The sequence below is a fragment of the Chroococcidiopsis sp. CCALA 051 genome, assembly GCF_003015105.1.
Taxonomy (GTDB): domain Bacteria; phylum Cyanobacteriota; class Cyanobacteriia; order Cyanobacteriales; family Chroococcidiopsidaceae; genus Chroococcidiopsis; species Chroococcidiopsis thermalis.
This window is the reverse complement of record NZ_PYCI01000047.1, coordinates 1-17,916: the sequence shown is the minus strand read 5'-3', so window position 1 is coordinate 17,916 and position 17,916 is coordinate 1. Positions and strand designations below refer to the sequence as shown.

14 protein-coding genes are annotated in these 17,916 nt (G+C 44.9%); 5 read left to right on the top strand and 9 right to left on the bottom strand.

What is annotated here, in order from left to right:
- Positions 1-18: 18 nt before the first annotated feature.
- Positions 19-1,386 carry a histidine phosphatase family protein gene (locus C7Y66_RS13490; protein WP_106545968.1) on the bottom strand — a complete coding sequence of 456 codons (1,368 nt, stop codon included), beginning with the start codon at positions 1,384-1,386 and terminating at the stop codon, positions 19-21.
- Between the two features lie 146 nt (positions 1,387-1,532).
- Between C7Y66_RS13490 and C7Y66_RS13485 the strand changes: the two genes are divergently transcribed.
- Positions 1,533-3,146 (top strand): type II CAAX prenyl endopeptidase Rce1 family protein, encoded by a 1,614-nt coding sequence (locus C7Y66_RS13485; RefSeq protein ID WP_106545988.1) that lies wholly within the window; start codon positions 1,533-1,535, stop codon positions 3,144-3,146.
- A 61-nt stretch (positions 3,147-3,207) separates the two neighbouring features.
- Here C7Y66_RS13485 and C7Y66_RS13480 read toward each other — a convergent pair whose 3' ends face one another.
- Both C7Y66_RS13480 and C7Y66_RS13475 read right to left on the bottom strand, forming a co-directional pair.
- On the bottom strand, positions 3,208-3,642 hold the full coding sequence (locus C7Y66_RS13480) for a DUF29 domain-containing protein (protein ID WP_106168971.1): 435 nt from the start codon (positions 3,640-3,642) through the stop codon (positions 3,208-3,210).
- A gap of 1,013 nt (positions 3,643-4,655) precedes the next feature.
- Complete coding sequence (locus C7Y66_RS13475) at positions 4,656-5,153, bottom strand: NINE protein (protein WP_106545967.1); 498 nt, start codon at positions 5,151-5,153, stop codon at positions 4,656-4,658.
- 338 nt (positions 5,154-5,491) lie between these two features.
- On the opposite strand from C7Y66_RS13475, the gene C7Y66_RS13470 reads away from it, so the two are divergent.
- Both C7Y66_RS13470 and C7Y66_RS13465 read left to right on the top strand, forming a co-directional pair.
- Complete coding sequence (locus C7Y66_RS13470; RefSeq protein WP_106545966.1) at positions 5,492-8,077, top strand: cation-translocating P-type ATPase; 2,586 nt, start codon at positions 5,492-5,494, stop codon at positions 8,075-8,077.
- A gap of 116 nt (positions 8,078-8,193) precedes the next feature.
- Complete coding sequence (locus tag C7Y66_RS13465; protein ID WP_015157263.1) at positions 8,194-8,616, top strand: FHA domain-containing protein; 423 nt, start codon at positions 8,194-8,196, stop codon at positions 8,614-8,616.
- Between the two features lie 76 nt (positions 8,617-8,692).
- On the opposite strand, the gene C7Y66_RS13460 is transcribed toward C7Y66_RS13465, so the two are convergent.
- Together C7Y66_RS13460 and C7Y66_RS13455 are read right to left on the bottom strand one after the other, a co-directional pair.
- Positions 8,693-9,037, bottom strand: a complete 345-nt coding sequence (locus C7Y66_RS13460) for a hypothetical protein (RefSeq protein WP_106545965.1) — start codon at positions 9,035-9,037, stop codon at positions 8,693-8,695.
- Between the two features lie 330 nt (positions 9,038-9,367).
- A complete protein-coding gene (locus C7Y66_RS13455) occupies positions 9,368-10,240 on the bottom strand; it encodes a transposase (protein ID WP_106545964.1) in 873 nt (290 codons plus the stop codon).
- A 53-nt stretch (positions 10,241-10,293) separates the two neighbouring features.
- Here C7Y66_RS13455 and C7Y66_RS30520 point away from each other — a divergent pair, with 53 nt between their 5' ends.
- On the top strand, positions 10,294-10,587 hold the full coding sequence (locus tag C7Y66_RS30520) for a hypothetical protein (RefSeq protein ID WP_146149785.1): 294 nt from the start codon (positions 10,294-10,296) through the stop codon (positions 10,585-10,587).
- Here the strand turns inward: C7Y66_RS30520 and C7Y66_RS13450 are convergent.
- Entirely contained in the window at positions 10,498-11,298 is an 801-nt protein-coding gene (locus tag C7Y66_RS13450) for a dienelactone hydrolase family protein (RefSeq protein WP_199197417.1), read from the bottom strand. The two genes, C7Y66_RS30520 and C7Y66_RS13450, sit on opposite strands and share 90 nt — an antisense overlap.
- 155 nt (positions 11,299-11,453) lie before the next feature.
- On the opposite strand from C7Y66_RS13450, the gene C7Y66_RS13445 reads away from it, so the two are divergent.
- Positions 11,454-12,374 carry an alpha/beta fold hydrolase gene (locus C7Y66_RS13445; protein WP_233222671.1) on the top strand — a complete coding sequence of 307 codons (921 nt, stop codon included), beginning with the start codon at positions 11,454-11,456 and terminating at the stop codon, positions 12,372-12,374.
- A gap of 237 nt (positions 12,375-12,611) precedes the next feature.
- Here the strand turns inward: C7Y66_RS13445 and purF are convergent, their stop codons facing one another.
- The 3 genes from purF to C7Y66_RS13430 all read right to left on the bottom strand — a co-directional run.
- Positions 12,612-14,087, bottom strand: coding sequence for an amidophosphoribosyltransferase (gene purF, locus C7Y66_RS13440; protein ID WP_370143941.1), 1,476 nt, complete (start codon positions 14,085-14,087; stop codon positions 12,612-12,614).
- A gap of 218 nt (positions 14,088-14,305) precedes the next feature.
- A complete protein-coding gene (gene purL / locus C7Y66_RS13435; RefSeq protein ID WP_106545962.1) occupies positions 14,306-16,705 on the bottom strand; it encodes a phosphoribosylformylglycinamidine synthase subunit PurL in 2,400 nt (799 codons plus the stop codon).
- A 104-nt stretch (positions 16,706-16,809) separates the two neighbouring features.
- A partial coding sequence (locus tag C7Y66_RS13430) for an ATP-binding protein (protein ID WP_146149784.1) occupies positions 16,810-17,916 on the bottom strand: 1,107 nt, incomplete at its 5' end.

Genomic DNA, 17,916 nt, shown 5'->3' with positions numbered 1-17,916 from the left:
ATTCATGACCAATGATATTTACAACGCTCCAGCTGCGGTCTTGTCGAGTACGCCTCCGCCTAAGTGGGTGGTAATATTCATTGCTTGCAACACGGGTAAACCATTTAAGCCTTGAGGATAATCAATGACTGTCACGGCTCCGTTACCTTGGCGGAAGTTCCAAAACTGAGCGGTGGATAAACCTAAGACGTGGCATAGCAAAACTTTGTTTGTGGCATCGTGTGCCACCACTATACCTGTCTGAGGGCGATCGGTGACCGAAGCTAGCATTGTCTGCCAATCAACAACGCTGCGTTCCCAGACTTGCTGTAAATTTTCTCCTTCTGGCATTTGCACCTCACCTGGTACTGTCCGCCACCGTTCTAATTCCCCTGGAAATGTTTGTTCGATTTCTGCTTCTAATTTTCCTTCCCAAAGTCCGTGACCGATTTCTCTGAGTCCGTCATATAACTTCAGTTGAGTTTCGGGGTGATGCTGCAAAATAATTTCGGCTGTTTCCTTGGGACGCAGCATCGGACTGCTGAAGGCAAAATCGAGTTTTACGGTTTTGAGAAATTCTGCGGCTTTACGGGCTTGTTCTCTGCCATTGTCATTCAGGGGAACGTCAATTTGCCCTTGAAATTTGGTCTGGCGGTTCCACTCGGTTTCGCCATGCCGAATTAGTAAGATTCTTTGTCCTTGATGGTTCGGTCGGAAAGATGGTAAAACATCTCTGCCCAGGTGGGCGAGTTGGTTCATTGATTCAAGCTGTACCGAACCGCCTTGGCTTCCACTTTCAGCAGGCGGGAAGGGAGGTTTGAAATTCAGAACGCTAATCCCGCAATTTGATTGTTGGATGGAATGATAGCGGCTGGGAGAAATGCCAATTGCGGTACTGAGGAGGGCGCGGTTAATGCCGTTGTGTCCCACAATTAAGATAGTTTCCCCAGCATGGCGGGAGAGAATATCTTGCCAAAATTGTCGTGCTTGTTGGTAGAGGGCGAGGACGGGAAAATGCTCTTTTGTGCCTTGAGGCGTTTGTAGTTCCATTTTGAATTCGTGAGGAAACTCGTGCCACAAGCGGTAATCTGTGGGAAATTTCTCCTTGACTTCATGGACTGTGAGCTTTTCCCATAGGGGTAAGTCAATTTCTAATAACTGTTCTGTAACTGTTAGAGGTGTTGTCGTGGCGAAACAGTTGCGAACGATTTCTGCTGTTTGTCTGGCACGTTGCAGCGGGCTGGAGTAGATAGCGGCAAAGTTGAGATTGCTAAGGGCTGCGCCGACTTTGAGAGCATCTTCACGCCCTTGTTCTGTTAAGACTGAAACATCGCTACGTCCTTGGATGCGACGTTCGGCGTTATAGCTGCTTTGTCCGTGGCGCACGATTACAACACGAGTGGTCATTTAGATAAGAGCTAAGGTTTAGAATTCAAATTTATTGCCAGGGTCATTTTAACTTGCAGCGATCGCCATCGCTAGGGAAAAATTTTTCCCCCTGGCTGTTTCTTGCCATAATGCTCAAGAAGGGCGATCGCATTCTAGAGTGTGGCATGACAATTAAGCGGGTAGTTTTAAGTGTGTTGACGGTGTTAACAGTTTTACTGGCTGGAGCATCTTTATGGCAAAGTTGGCAGCAGCCCCAGTTTCAAAGTCGCTTGGAACTCTACGAAACTAATCTTCTCTTGCGTGCTGCCGAGTGGCAACCCCAAGATAGTGGGGGTAAAGATTTGACTAATGCTCGTAAAGCTTTGTTGGGAGATAAGCCCATAGAATCGGCAATCGAGCAATATCAGGAAGCTAAGACTTCTACCCAGAAAAACATTAAGAAAGCTTTAGCACAACTCAAACAAGCGCGATCTCTACCTGAATCCGCACCAGCTACTCCTCAGCCTAAATCTGCCACTCCACCAGTGACAGAAACGTCTCGTGCTAACCAAGAGACTATATCACAGCGATCGCTCGATCGATTAGAAAAACTCAACGCCGAACTCACCTTACGGTTGGGAATTCTCCAAGCGCAGCAAGGAAAGGCGGCGGAGGCGGTGAAGACTTGGGAAGAGTTGAAGGAGAATTCGGAATTCGGAATTCGGAATTCGGAATTATTAACGACTCCCGACTCCCGCATCGAAGATACAGCTAACGCCCTCATCGGACTATGGAGCAATCCGGCGCGGTTGTTGCCTGATGCACAGCAGTTGATTCAAACTAATTTAGATGGATGGTTTCGCGATCGCACTTTGTTGCGTCTCTACGAACTTCAGCAACGACAAGATGCATTTGCACAACTACAAGCGGCGCAACAAGAATTAGCCGAACGAGCGATTGTCAAGCTAGCAATTATTGGTAGTTTACCCTGGTTGGCAGGCGTGACTGGCTTAGGGTTGCTGATTTTTTTGATAGCTCAGAGATTGAGAAAAGGCAAAGAATCTATCCTATCTCGAAATGAAGATACAGTTTGGGTTACACCTTGGACTGGGGAAATAGTTTGGCAAGTATTTATTGTCGGTTTTTTCCTGATGGGACAAGTGTTAATTCCCTTAACACTTTCATTTCTTGGTGTCAAGCCTGTAGGCGGACAAATTAGGATTCAGGCTTTCTACGTTTTGGTTAATTATTTACTACTAGCTGCAGGAGGATTGGGAGTTTTATATTTATCGATTAAATCGTTTTTCCCTCTGCCTGAAGGCTGGTTTCGTTTTAACTGGCGAAGTAACTGGATATTATGGGGTTTTGGTGGGTATTGCGTTGCTTTGCCTTTGGTATTGATCGTGTCAATTATCAATCAACAATTGTGGCAAGGGCAAGGGGGGAGTAATCCGCTCTTATCATTAGCGTTGGAAGCACGAGATAGTGTAGCTTTGAGTATATTCTTTTTTACTGCCGCGATCGCTGCTCCTTTGTTTGAAGAATTTCTGTTTCGCGGTTTTCTGTTACCTTCGCTGACCCGTTATATGTCTGTTTGGTGGGCAATTATTTTGAGCGCTTTCTTGTTTGCCTTAGCTCATCTCAGTCTTTCAGAAATTTTACCGTTGATGACTTTGGGGATAATTTTAGGGATAGTTTACACGCGATCGCGCAATCTTTTAGCACCAATGTTGCTGCACAGTTTGTGGAATAGTGGCACGCTGGTGAGTCTGTATATTTTGGGGAGTGGTGCTACTTGAGAAAGTCAAAAGTTAAAAGTCAAAAGTCAAAACTTTTGGAAAGAGAGTATAGGCGATCGCATCAGCTTGGCAAAAATTCAAAATCCAATATTTGCGACAAGCTGTAGGGACATTCAATAGGAAAATGCTGTAAAAATATTGTTGTTTCTTCTGCGGCTTGCTCGCTTGCCCTAGTATAAACAAGCGGTAAGACTTCTACTAAGAAATCGCCAGCTAAACTCGGATTATCTTGTAATAAATCACTCAGTTCAGTTCTAGCATTGCGAATCGAAGCTTTCCAACTATTACTACGATGTTCTGGTTGATATTGCCATTTGAGCAGATGCATTAATAAAATTACTAAATGGCTTTTTACTGCCCTTTTTTCGCTTCTGCCCAAAGTCTCGATTTCCTCAATTAAATTATCCCAGTCTACCAAATTATATTGTTTATCTTTTATCATCTGGACAGTCTGTTGCGTCCATTGATAAAAGTCTTTTTCGTAAAGATTTTTCATGGTGCGATTGCTGTGATTCACTTTAAATTTTGCACGAAGCGATTAACCAAAGTTTTCTCAAGGAGACTAAATAATGTTTATAGTCTATTTTAATGGACTTACGCTATGAGCATAGAACTTGAGTTCTAGGCGATCGTTGCTACAAATGTACTTCTTAACTATCTTGTACTAGTTTGGCTAAAATTTAAGAATTATTAAGTTCGCGTTATTTATGGCAAGTGCAATAGGTAGTTGGGAAAGCTATCTATTAGTGTGAGATAGTTCGCGCTAAAAGTCATTACAATTTGATTTATTGTTTCATGTTTCATCATTTAAGTAATACTCTACGGAACAACAGAAGATTAACTCTCAGTCTTGTCGTTTTTATTTCTATTCTCACCACTGAAATTGGAATGTTCAATTTTCATTTGGGCGTTCAGATAGCTCAAGACTTATTCAATTTTCCTCAAATATCTTCTCAAAAATCTCAGAAATAATAAAAGATTTTATGATTTTCATCTGTTTATTACTTAGCCTTAGACAAGGTGAATTGAGTGTAAAACACAATTTGTTTATTTATTGACTCTTAAAATTTACACATTTTCAATGTAAAAGCATTTCGCTAACTTTTTACGTTTGGGTAGCAAGATAGCATGAAAAAAATATCAACTTAAAAGCTAATTAAAAGCTAAAATTATATAAACAAAAACTATAAAATTAATCCCACTATAGCGCTCCTAGATGAATCGTGAAATTGATTGCCTGTGTAGAGAACGCCACTTGTCTCAACGAGGGATATCCCCGCGCGGCAGTGGCTCCGTTACATTTAACGTCTTTACACGGGAAATGTTCATAAATCAATTTGGATTACTATATAAAAATGTCTTTTTAAACCATAGCAGTTTTCAGATACATGAGGTACACAGATCTGTATGGGCGCACAGCTATGCGCCGCCACAAATGTACCACGTTAGAATGAGAAACGCTATATTTGCATGTGGATCTAAATAAATATTTGATGAATGGCTTATTTTCTATATAATTCTGTATACTATGGCTCCTGTGTCTGGACGATTGTAGACTTCTAATAAACCATCAGTACACATACTTGTGAGAGTCTTCTTAACTTCAATAACAGGTTTTCCAGTAGCTAAGACACAATCAGCAGTTGACACACTGCCACCATTATCCTTGGCTAGTTGAAGAATAATTTGAATATCAGATTTTTGATTAGTTGTGGCTTGCGCTGAACTCATGAAAGAAGCAACTTGTTCTCCTAAGTTAATAACTACTGATTGATTGTTAGTCATATTGGCGTTAGGACTTCCATGTAGTAATTTATATTTCAAGTTTTTCTCCTCAACCATTCCTGGTATTAAAGCTAAATCTACAAGTTGACCAATACCTAATAAGCCAACTGTGAATAAATAAATAATACCTGAAACATACTTACCACAATAAAATCGTTGGACTCCACAAACACCTAAAAGACAAGCACACCAAAAAATGTATGCAACTCCTGTTTCTCTCATATAAATCAATTCTTTTAGTCTTAAAAACAATAATATCCATTGTCTATAGAGGTTGTTTTATAAACATCGGTGATAATGCTGATTATTTGAAAGCCGATCGTTTGAAAATTAAATCATGAAAATACTGGTGTCCTAATAATCAGGTTTTAAAAATAGTTAATTGAATAAAAAGGGATACCCACCATACAACTTAATTTTAAATATTAGCTTTCTCTTAAAAAGGAAGTAGAGAAATCAAATGTTCAACAACGAATTATCTAATACAGCCTTCTCCACTGGCAGCATAAACGCTAGAGTGGATAGGTACTGAGAGTTTTTGCTACTCCCACAGTCATTCTATGCAACTCGTTCCCAAAACCGAACCACAGCCAGTAGATACTAGCGCGATCGCCACGTCAACCGAAAGCATTACTCTGGATGTCCAGGGAATGAAGTGCGCGGGGTGTGTCAAAACTGTAGAAAAACAATTATCTCAACATCCCGGCGTAATTTCTGCTTGCGTGAATCTGGTGACGGAAGTTGCAGTTGTAGAGTGCGAATCTGGTGCAGTCGAACCAGTCGCCTTAGCTGAAAGATTAACAGAGGCGGGATTTGCAACGCAAGCCAGGACGGCGGAAACAGCACAAACAAATGTTGGCGAAGATGTTGAAGAAAAACATCGCCAAAAAATGCGATCGGCACAGAGACAACTGACAGTAGCATCCATACTGCTCGTTCTCTCTAGTATCGGGCATTTAAGCGAGTTAGGCGGACCAGTCTTACCGATTTTAAGTAATATTTGGTTTCACTGCGGCTTAGCTACAGTTACCCTACTTCTACCAGCACGAGAAATTTTAGTAGATGGCTGGCGAGGATTACGTCACAATGCGCCGAATATGAATACTTTAGTGGGCTTAGGCGCACTAACGGCATATACGGCAAGCCTGATAGCTTTACTCTTCCCTCAACTAGGTTGGGAGTGCTTCTTTGACGAACCAGTGATGTTACTGGGATTTATTTTACTGGGCAGGACGTTAGAACAACAAGCCAGAGGACGCGCCGCCACCGCATTTAGAAATCTACTTGCACTACAACCCCAAGTTGCACGATTAATTCCAAATCCAGAAAAAGTCACGTCCCAGGGACAAAATACGAGTATTGAAATTCCTGCCGATCGCGTCCGTGTTGGAGAATGGTTGCAAGTCTTACCATCGGAAAAAATTCCCGTGGATGGGGAAGTGACGCTCGGACAAACAACTGTAGATGAGTCGATGCTGACAGGGGAATCGATTCCCGTGATGAAACAAATCGGGGACACCGTAGCAGCGGGGACGTTAAATCAATCGGGTGCGATCGCCATTCGCGCCACTCGTACAGGTAAGGATACCACCCTATCTCAAATTGTGGCATTAGTAGAAGCAGCCCAAACCCGTAAGGCTCCAGTGCAGAAATTAGCCGATACGGTAGCTGGTTATTTTACCTACAGCGTGCTAACAGTTGCAGCTTTAACATTTACCTTTTGGTACTTTTTCGGCACTCATATTTGGTCTGATGTCTTAACTGTGACAGATTGGCATCACGCGCATCACTCGCTACACACTCAACATTTAGCTCATTACTACGCCACGCACCACTTCTGTACGGGCGCACAGCCGTGCGCTCCTACGCACTATTCTCCCTTATTGCTCAGTTTAAAACTAGCGATCGCGGTGATGGTTGTTGCTTGTCCCTGCGCCTTGGGACTCGCCACTCCTACAGCAATTTTAGTCGGTACGGGTATGGCAGCCGAACGGGGATTGTTAATTAAAGGTGGGGATGTCCTCGAACGAGTACACCAATTAGATACGGTAGTATTTGATAAAACTGGAACCCTAACCACTGGGTGTCCCGTGGTGACTGATTGTATTGAAGTCGGGAGTCGGGAAGACAGCGACAAGGGAGAAGATCTAGCCACTAGCCACCAGCCACTAGCCACTCACTCCTCACTCCTACAATTAGCAGCAGCGGCGGAAAGCGGATCGATTCATCCCCTAGCGACAGCAATTCAACAGGAAGCCAAGCAACAGGGTTTATCAATTCCAGCAGCTAGCGAATTTCATACCGCACCAGGATTGGGAGTATCTGCTGTAATCGAAGGACAACAGGTACTCCTGGGTAATGAAGACTGGTTAACTCAACAGGGAATAGCGATCGATGAAGCCACGCAAACCCAAGCTCAAACACTTGCAGCCGCAGGTAAAACAACGATCTACATTGCTGTAGCGGGGCAGTTAGCAGGTCTAATTGCGGTGATGGATACCCCCAGACCAGAGGCAAAGAAAACCGTTGAGAGCCTGCAAAAAATGGGGCTGAGAGTCATTATTTTAACTGGAGATAGACAAGAAGTTGCGAGTGCGATCGCCCGACAACTGGGAATCGAGCAAGTCTTCGCCAATATCCGCCCCGACGGAAAAGCAGGAGTGATTCAGGAGCTTCAGCAAAGAAGGATAAGAGGACAAGGAGACAACGGAACAATTCAAAATTCAAAATTAATTCCGAATTCCGAATTCCGAATTCCGAATTCTTTCTCAGTCGTCGCCATGATTGGAGACGGGATCAACGACGCGCCAGCCTTAGCTCAAGCTGATGTGGGGATTGCCTTGCAAGCTGGAACAGATGTAGCGATGGAGACGGCTGGGATCGTGCTGATGGGAACAAAATTAACCGATGTTGTGGAAGCAATTCATCTCAGTAGAGCGACATTTAACAAAATTCGCCAAAATCTATTTTGGGCATTTGCTTACAATGTTTGCGGAATTCCCATCGCAGCAGGTGTATTACTACCAATATCGGGATTCGTCCTCAGTCCTGCGGCGGCGGGAGCGCTGATGGCATTTAGTTCTGTTAGTGTCGTCAGTAACTCCTTGTTATTACGTCGTTTAAAAAATAGACTCGATCTCAACTAATCGAGGTTAAACTAGGTCAAGAATGATTACTCAAGAGTGTGGTTGAGTAATGGATACCTCAAAAGGTTACATATTCTAGAGAGTCAAAACCTACAACAAATCACAACCCGCTTTCAATGCCTTCACAACCCAATCAGAACCATCTACTAATTATAGAAGACGATCAGGGGCGCAAAGAGTTTGTTTTAGACGGTCCTGTTTATTCTATTGGTAGAGACTCCCGCTGCGATATCCGGCTGTTTTCACAGTTTGTATCTCGCCGCCATGCCACTTTAGTTCGATTGCCACAGGAGGATGGCAGTTCCTTCTATCGAATTGTAGACGGTGATGCTAAGGGCAAGCCGAGTGCTAATGGATTATTAATTAACGGTCGCAAGCTTCAAGTCCACGACCTGCAAGATGAGGATGAAGTTGTTTTTGGTCCGAGGGTACGGGCAATCTACTATCTCCTCAAACGCGATACTATTCCCTCAGCGCCACTAGATGAATATGACGTGACGCTGATTGGACCCAATATGATGCCAGATTTTGACGATTAGACCAATTCGCAAAACAGCAAACTGGATGCAAACTCATGCAGGAAGGCAGAAGGTAGAAGGCTTCGATCTGAATCGACTAAACCGCAGTTTCTACTAACTGCCATTGGCAATTATCTACGATCGCCTGCTTGACTAAATTAAATATTTGATAGCAGTGATTATCTGTTTGAAGTGGTAGTTCTTCATTTTTTACAATCAAATTTACCCGTGTTGCTGAGGTAGTAGCGGTAGTTTTATCGATGAGTGCTTCCACCTTGACTAGCTTTGAAAACGAGACTTGACCGAGACGTTCTCGCGCCATCATGTAATCGCTTTTATCGTGTTGAATATCTAAATGGCACGAGTGCAAAACTTGACTCAATAATTGGCGCAAAAACTCTACATCATCTGCAACTGTAAACGAACAAGTATAGCGAGCCATAGCAAACACCCCTCACCTGGGTAATGGTCGCTACTATAATAGCCAAGCTTTCATTTGTTGTCCCTGAAAAATTACGTAGACTCCTCCAGTCAAGTTGCTGCTCCAAAAGTCAAAAGTCAAAAGTCAAAATTAACTTTGAGTTCTGAATTGATTTGGTCAATCAAATGGTGACTAAATGTTGGAATTGATGTTGGAACTTGAAGGTATTGAGAAATTATTTCAGCAGATATTGTGGATTGCCGAGCGACAGCAAGCATCCTCAACAGCAAACTTTTATTTAAGAGAAAGCCATTGCTCGGACTATAATCCAAAATCTCAAATCTAAAATTTTTAGATTCTACCTCCGTTTAAGAAAGCTGCTAAAGCCTCTTCCCAACTGGGAATGAGTTTGGCAGTTTGCACGGAGTTAGCAGTAGCATGGGTGGATGGTTGTACTTGATTCGTGCCAGAAGTTGTGACGCGAACGATTCGCTTTTGCACGTATTCAGCAATTTTGTCATTAAAAATGCCAATCTGCCGATCGAGAAAATCAATGTGATTTAGGTGATTGGCAATTAGGAACCGATGGTGCGATCGCACGGGTTGAAAATAGGAATCCTGCGGCTGCTGCTGGCGTAGATCGATCGCGATATCGCTGACATTAGAAGTATTCGTTTCTCCTTCGGCGATCGCCACTAGTAAAGCACGGGCAGAAATATGCATGATATCGCTAACCATAGATACGAGTTTAACGTTGGCTGATTCTAAAACTTTGTAAAGGCGATCGACCACACTCAGGCGTTCTTTGACTAAGAAATGACGCTGGCGCATCAAGTCTCGTAAGTCTCTTTGCGGTACGGGGTGAATAAAACTGTTGCGGATCAAACCGTGACGCAGCAATTCGGCTAGCCATTCAAAATCCGGCGTATCGGTATTACGTCCTGGCACATCTTTGATCCGCTGGGCATTGACAACTAAAACGCTAAAATTAGCTTCCAGAATGTGATAAACCGTTTTCCAGTCTTCACCAGTAATATCTAATGCGATATGAGTCACGCCATTGCTTCCTAGCCAATCAGATAAAGCTAGTAAGTCCGGCACTTTATTGTTGAAGCTGTGCGTCTGACTTACCCTCTCTCCTTTTGAGTTTGAGGTAATACAGCACGCCAGTACAGCTTTTTTCTGGACATCCAAACCCGCACAGTAAGGGTGTATTACTTCCATATAAATCGGACAGCTAGACTAATTTAGTTAGGCTAGCGGAGCAACAGCATAGTGTGCAACTAGTTAAACTACATACTTGTATAAAAAGGGCTAAAGGGGAGTCGCAGAAGAGAGCTGAGGGAGCAGAGGGGCAGAGGGGCAGAGGGGCAGAGGAAGCAGAGGAAGCAGAGGAAGCAGAGGAAGCAGAGGAGCGACAAACAACCATCAACCATCAACCCATTACCCATTACCCATTACCCATTACCCATTACCCATTATCATTTCAAATACTGTTGAAAGAAATTCATCGTCATTTCCCATGCTTCTTTGGCTGGTTCGGCGGCGTAGCTGTCGCGGCGATCGCTTAAAAAGCCATGTCCGGCGTTGGGAAAGACGGTGAGAATGTAACGTTTTTTGGCTTGGGAAAGGGCTTGGCTAATACGGGCGTGTTCGTCGGCGGCTATCATCTCATCATCCGCGCCGTAAATTAACATAATGGGCGATCGCATGGCATCAACTCGATCGAGTAAAGGTTTGCGTCCTATTTTGTCCACGGCGATGCCACTACCATAAAAACTTACTGCTGCTTGAAAGCGATCGGCGTGAGCGGCATTGGCTAGAAATGCGTGTCTGCCACCCATACAAAAACCCGTTACGCCAATTTTATCGGCAGCTACTTCCTGGCGTTTGGCTAAGAAGTCTAAACCTTGTCCGACTTCAGCCATTACGGTGTCGTCGTTTAAAGATTTCAGTTTGGCTACTGCTGCTTGTAAGTCTTTATAGTCATAAACATCGCCATGATAGAAATCTGGGGCAAGGGCAACATAGCCAGCTTGGGCAAAGCGATCGCAGACATTTTTAATATTCGGGTTTAAGCCAAATGCCTCCATGAAAACCATGATGGCGGGAAAAGTGCCGCTGCCTTGGGGACGAACGTAATATCCCTGTAAATCTTTACCTAAAGTAATTGTTTCGCCTTTGGCTGTAGGTTTGGTTTGAGTGTTGCCCTTGCCTGCTTGTACCAGTAGAGGTGTAGTAGCGACACCAGCAGATAAGATCAATAAATCGCGTCTGTTCATGGGGTTCGGTCAATAAAAAAATAACGATTGGGATTTAGCTTAATCCGAGCGTGCATCCTCGTAAACAAGTTATTCTCTTACAGTAATATTTGCTTGTACTTGGCGTTACTCTCCACTCGCAACTCTGGCACGTCTAGCAAAAATATGTATGATTTATGAAGACAACCATTCATAAATCTTCATATCCCCTCGTGATTACTCCGCAGCTAGCATCGACAGCATCTATCGAGAAACAGATTTGGCACTGGCAAGGCTATAAGATTCAATATACCGTCATGGGCGAGGGTAACCCCTTGATGCTCGTACATGGCTTCGGTGCTTCGATTGGACATTGGCGCAAGAATATCCCCGCGTTGGCGGCTGGTGGTTATCGAGTCTTTGCCATAGACTTACTTGGTTTTGGTGGTTCTGATAAGCCACCACTAAACTACACGATGGAAGTATGGCAAGAACTACTAAAAGATTTTTGGACGGAACATATTCAAAAGCCTACGGTATTTGTCGGTAACTCGATTGGGGCGCTGCTAAGCTTGATGACAGTTGCCAACCATCCAGAAATAGCTGCTGGGGGAATTTTAATTAACTGTGCGGGAGGATTATCTCACCGTCCCCACGAACTCAATCCACCTTTACGAGTGGTGATGTCGGCGTTTAATCGCTTGGTACGTTCTCAAATTACGGGAAAAATTATTTTCAATCGGGTTCGCCAAAAGCCCCAGATTCGCCGGACTTTACTTCAGGTTTACCGCAACCGAGAAGCCGTAACAGATGAACTAGTAGATATTTTACATGCGCCTTCCTGTGACCCCGGAGCGCAACAAGTATTTGCTTCCATTTTAGCTGCGCCTCCTGGTCCCACCATTGCAGAACTTTTACCGAATGTCCAGCATCCTCTCTTGGTGATTTGGGGTGCGGACGATCCTTGGACACCAATTACTGGTGCTAAGATTTTTCAACAAGCAAAGGAGAAGGGGCACAATGTTGAGATTGTTCCCATTCCTAATGCTGGTCATTGTCCTCACGATGAAGTTCCAGAATTGGTCAATGCACAAATATTAGAATGGCTTGATAGTTAACATGTAGAGATGTTATATGTAACGTCTATAGCGGTTTTCAATTGGATGCAATACACGTCTGGTAGGGGCGCACATCTGTGCGCCCCTACAAATGTTATCCACACAATCGAGAATTGCTATAAACTCTTCTGGCTTATCGAAAAATGCAGGCAATAAAAAACCTGACTGCTGCGATCGCCCGTTCAAATGAATGTATACAGTAGAGACTTTTCACGGAAAGTCTCTACTGCCTTTGGATCAAACCGACGACTTTTCCAGCATCAACTTAGAACGCTTCAAGAGTTCGGGTACGACGACGGGATAATCGCCTGTGAAACACGCCGAACAGAAACTATTAGGGTCTTCTCCTGTGGCTAACAGCATTCCTTCCCAACTGAGGTAGGCGAGGGAATCGACTTCAATTTGTTTGCCAATTTCTTCCACTGATTTAGTCGCAGCAATCAACTGGTCTTGATTATCCGTGTCAATGCCGTAGAAACAGGGATGAGTGACAGGAGGGGAGGAAATTCGCATATGCACTTCTGTTGCACCCGCCTCGCGTAGTGTCTTAACGAGTTTGCGGCTGGTCGTTCCGCGCACGATAGAATCATCGACGATGATGACTCGTTTTCCAGCCAAGACATCTCTGAGGGGATTCAGTTTCATTTTGATGCCTGACTCGCGCATCATTTGAGTTGGTTGAATGAAGGTGCGCCCAACGTAGCGATTTTTAATCAACCCCTCGGCATAGGGAATCCCAGAGGCTTGAGAAAAGCCAATCGCGGCGGGGATACCGGAATCAGGTACGCCCATGACCATATCTGCTTCTACAAGAGATTCTTTTGCCAGTTGTCTGCCCAATCGCAAGCGATAGGTGTACAAGCTTTCGTTGTGCATGACGCTATCTGGACGGGCAAAGTAAATCATCTCAAAGATGCATAGTTTACGCTGGGGTTGTTGCGCCCAGTGATAGGAGGCTATGCCTGCCTCAGTAATCCATACTAGTTCGCCTGGTTCTACGTCTCGCAGGTATTCTGCACCAATAATATCTAAACCGCAGGTTTCAGAAGCTAAAACGTAGCGATGGGGATTGTTGCCCAACGTGCCAATGACAAGGGGACGAATGCCGTTCGGGTCGCGCACTCCCATCAACCCTGCTGGGGTTCCGACCACTAAACTAAAAGCGCCGTGGCAGCGTTTGCAAGCGGTAATTGCCCCATCTAACCAATCTTCGCCATCGTTAACTGCTTCGGCGATCGCAAAGGCGATCGCTTCTGAGTCTGTCGTCGTGTTAAAGTTACACTGCCGCTGGAGTAATTCGTCTCGTAAAGCTTTAGTATTGACTAAATTTCCATTATGTGCTAAGGCAAAACTGCCTAAGCGAGTTTCGACCACCGCAGGCTGGGCGTTCACTACCCGACTAGAGCCAGTAGTAGAGTAACGGGTATGACCGACTGCCATCCTACCAGGCATTTGTTGCAAAATTGACTCGTTAAAGACTTGAGAAACCAGCCCCATTTCTTTGTGTAGGTGAATTGTCGTGCCGTCAAACGTAGCAATTCCGGCTGACTCTTGCCCTCGGTGTTGTAGGGCGTACAAACCGAAGTAAGTAAGTTTGGCAACGTCCTCTGCGGGTGCGTAAATGCCGAAAACGCCGCAAGCTTCTTCTTGCTTGTCAGAGGGTTCTGAAGGATGAAGCGATCGCATGTCCATACTGTGACTTACATCCTGCATACTTCCTGAAGTGGGCTGGTAGAAATCCATGCTACAGTGTTGCTCCTGAGCGGCGAGTTGACTTTGTGGAATTGACTTGGCGAACTAGATAATCCAAACTCATGAGTTTGAAAACATTAACTAATACTTAAAAAAATGTTAATCAAGATACATACAACAGTATCGTCATAAATTTTGTTAAGAGCAAGATTTTGGTCAATTATTTTTTTGTCACTTAGCTACGGCAGGGTAGCTGAGTCAGATAGCCGCCGTTCGATAGCATTGAAAAAGCGATCGCGCATCATCTCAATCGTAGCGGTTACGATCGCCTGGCGATCGGTTGTGAAAACCTCTAAATCTGCGTTAGAACTGCCGACATGACCGAGTTTTTGCCAATTATCTCCCAGTTGCTCTGTTAAGTAGGATTCCCATACTTGTTGATGTTGTGGTGCGACGGAAACCAAAATTCGCGCCCCACCTTCACCAAATAAAATTTCATCCCAGCGTTGCGGTAAATCGTCGGTTAACCCCAGATTAATTTCAGCACCCAATCCAGTACTGATGCAGGCTTCGGCAAGGGCGATTGTCAATCCACCTTCAGCAACGTCGTGCGCTGATTTGACCCAACTTTGTTGAATGCCTTCTCGACAGGTAGCTTGAACGCGCCGTTCGAGGTCAAAGTCTATTTGTGGGGGTTTTCCGGCAACTACGCCGTGTATTATGGCAAGATATTCGGATGCACCCAGTGTGATTTTAGATTTCAGTGGAAGTCCCAGAAGATAAATAATATCGCCTTCGGTTTGCCAGCCTTGGGTACAGGTTTTAGATAAATCGGGAATTAAGCCCACCATCCCAACTACGGGAGTAGGGTAGATTGGTTGTGGCTTGCCTTCAGAGTCGAAGGTTTCGTTGTACAAAGAGACATTTCCGCCAGTTACGGGGGTTTGGAATTCTTGGCAGGCTTCTGCTAAACCGCGACAAGCTTCTGCAAGTTGCCAATAACCAATTGGTTTTTCTGGACTACCAAAATTGAGGTTGTCTGTCACCGCAACTGGTTCCGCCCCTACACAGCTTAAATTACGGGCGGCTTCTGCAACAACTGCCTTTGCACCTTCATAAGGATCGAGATAGACGTAACGCGGGTTGCAATCGACTGTGGCGGCTACGCCTTTGGAGAATTCGGAATTCGGAGTTCGGAATTCGGAATTAGTTTTGACTTTTGACTTTTGACTTTTGACTTCTTCAACAGGGCGTAATCTAATCACTGCGGCATCTGCACCACCGGGAAAGATGACTGTATTATTTTGGACTTGGTGGTCGTACTGACGATAAACCCAACGTTTAGAGGCGATCGTTGGGGTATCGAGTAAAGTTAGTAATATCTGGTTCCAAGTTTGGTGCTGAGCGTGAATTTCAATTCCAGCAATGGTACAGGTTGGTAGAGATTCAGCCTGCCACTCCCAAGCTTTACGGGCATATTCTGGTGGTTCGCTCAATATTTCTCGGTGGTAGAGGGGTGTGTTTTCTGCCAATGCGTTAGCAGGAATTTCGGCGGCTACCTTGCCCTTAAATAAAATTCTGACAATTGGCTGCTCAATTACCGTACCAGCCACGACAGCATGAAGTCCCCAACGGTGGAAAATATCGATTAATTCCTGTTCTCTGCCCTTGTGGGCGACAAATAACATCCGTTCCTGAGATTCCGAGAGCAGATATTCATAGGGAACCATGCCCGTCTCGCGCACGGGAATTTTATCGAGGTCGAATTCAATTCCTACCCCGCCTTTAGCTGCCATTTCGGATGTCGAACAGGTAATTCCAGCCGCACCCATATCTTGGGCTGCAACGACAATTCCAGTTTTAAATGCTTCTAAACACGCTTCAATTAAAGATTTTTCTAAAAACGGATCGCCCACTTGCACGGCGGGACGGTCTTGTTCTGACTCTTCGCTCAATTCTGCACTGGCAAAACTTGCCCCTTTCATACCATCGCGTCCAGTAGTGGAACCGACATATAACACTGGGTTGCCAGTACCAGATGCCCCCGATTTGACAATTTCTGGTGTTTCCATCAACCCTAGTGCCATCACATTGACTAAGGGATTACCAGAGTATGCCGGATCGAAATAGACTTCTCCCCCGACTGTGGGGACTCCCACACAGTTACCGTAATGAGAGATTCCTGCAACCACACCGTTGAATAGCTGTCTGGTGCGGGCATCATCTAAGGAACCAAAGCGCAGAGAGTTAAGTAAGGCAATGGGACGCGCCCCCATCGTAAAAATATCTCTTAGAATGCCTCCGACTCCAGTTGCAGCCCCTTGAAATGGTTCTACGGCTGAAGGGTGATTGTGCGATTCAATTTTAAAAGCCAGTTGCAGCCCGTCACCCAAATCGACAACACCTGCATTTTCGCCTGGTCCTACCAAAATGCGTTTACCAGTAGTAGGAAACTGTTTTAATAGCGGTCGAGAATTTTTGTAACAGCAATGTTCCGACCACATCACACCAAACATGCCTAACTCTGCTTTATTAGGGTGTCGTCCTAGTCTTCTGACAATTTCTTCGTATTCTTCCGGCTTAATGCCTTCAGCAGCGATTTCTTCAATGGAAAAAGGTGCGGCAGGAGTGGCAGACATAAGGACGTTGCGCAAAGAGAACAGAAAATCATTCTATCTCTATCTCTATATTTGTTGATGGTTGATGGTTGATGGTTAACCGATCGCTGGTCACTGGTCACTGGTCACTGGTCACTGATTAATTGCCCGATCGCCTCTACTAATTCATCGGAAACGACTGGTTTGGCAAGATGAATTTGGAAACCTGCGGCGATCGCGCGATCGCGGTCTTGTTCTCTAGCATATGCTGTAAGTGCGATCGCGGGAATTTGTCCGCCTTGTTCTGGCGGTAATGCCCTGACTTTCTGGATAAATGTATAGCCGTCTGTGGCTGGCATCCCAATATCGCTCACTAAAATATCTGGTAGCGATTTTTCCAACGCTTCTAGTGCTGCTACTGCCGAATCAACTACGATTGACTGCGCCCCATATTCTTCTAGAGTCAGCGCTAAAAATTCTCGCGTATCGCGATCGTCTTCTACAACTAATACTCGGATGTTATTAAGTCGAGAGTCGGGAATCGGTAGGGGCGGGTTTCCAAACCCGCCCGTACGGGTGTGATTCATTCCGAATTCCGAATTCCGAATTCCGAATTCCGAATTCTCCAGCAGGGGTAACATAACTCTAAATGTTGCTCCCTGTCCGACTCCTAGACTTTCGGCGCAGACTGTTCCCCCATGCAGTTCTACCAAGTGACGTACTATTGCTAAACCCAGACCTAAACCGCCATAACTGCGAGTAATCGATGCATCTGCTTGGCGAAAATAATCGAATATATGGGGCAAAAATTCAGCACTAATACCAATTCCGGTATCTGTAACTGCGATTTGGGCGTAGTTAGTTGTTGGTTGTTGGTTGTCGGTCGTAGACGCTAACGCTAAACTCTGTGAAGGTTGACAGTTAACGGTTGATAGTTGTTGCTTCTCTGCTCCTCTGCCCTCTTCCCCCTGCTCCCTGCACTCCCAGGTTCCCTGTTCCCTGATAGTTGTTGTGGGCGCTACTGTTGATAATTGCAATTTCACTTCTACGCGCCCGCCGGATGGAGTGAATTTGATTGCGTTGGAAAGCAGGTTCCAAACAATCTGCTGTAACCGACTTGGATCTCCTAAGACGATTGGTAATTGGTGATTGGTAATTGGTAATTGGGAGTGGCTAGTAGCTAGTGGCTGGTGGCTAGAATTGCTTCCTTGTCCCCCTTCGCCCCCTAATCCCCACTCCCTTCGGTCGTGGGG

Bases quoted from the DNA above. Each gene is read 5' to 3' on its own strand.
- C7Y66_RS13455 (WP_106545964.1), bottom strand. From the start codon at position 10,240: ATGGAAGTAATACACCCTTACTGTGCGGGTTTGGATGTCCAGAAAAAA.
- C7Y66_RS13485 (WP_106545988.1), top strand. From the start codon at position 1,533: ATGACAATTAAGCGGGTAGTTTTAAGTGTGTTGACGGTGTTAACAGTT.
- C7Y66_RS13450 (WP_199197417.1), bottom strand. From the start codon at position 11,298: ATGAACAGACGCGATTTATTGATCTTATCTGCTGGTGTCGCTACTACA.
- purF (WP_370143941.1), bottom strand. From the start codon at position 14,087: ATGCAGGATGTAAGTCACAGTATGGACATGCGATCGCTTCATCCTTCA.
- C7Y66_RS13490 (WP_106545968.1), bottom strand. From the start codon at position 1,386: ATGACCACTCGTGTTGTAATCGTGCGCCACGGACAAAGCAGCTATAAC.
- C7Y66_RS13460 (WP_106545965.1), bottom strand. From the start codon at position 9,037: ATGGCTCGCTATACTTGTTCGTTTACAGTTGCAGATGATGTAGAGTTT.
- C7Y66_RS13470 (WP_106545966.1), top strand. From the start codon at position 5,492: ATGCAACTCGTTCCCAAAACCGAACCACAGCCAGTAGATACTAGCGCG.
- purL (WP_106545962.1), bottom strand. From the start codon at position 16,705: ATGTCTGCCACTCCTGCCGCACCTTTTTCCATTGAAGAAATCGCTGCT.
- C7Y66_RS13480 (WP_106168971.1), bottom strand. From the start codon at position 3,642: ATGAAAAATCTTTACGAAAAAGACTTTTATCAATGGACGCAACAGACT.
- C7Y66_RS13445 (WP_233222671.1), top strand. From the start codon at position 11,454: ATGAAGACAACCATTCATAAATCTTCATATCCCCTCGTGATTACTCCG.
- C7Y66_RS13465 (WP_015157263.1), top strand. From the start codon at position 8,194: ATGCCTTCACAACCCAATCAGAACCATCTACTAATTATAGAAGACGAT.
- C7Y66_RS13475 (WP_106545967.1), bottom strand. From the start codon at position 5,153: ATGAGAGAAACAGGAGTTGCATACATTTTTTGGTGTGCTTGTCTTTTA.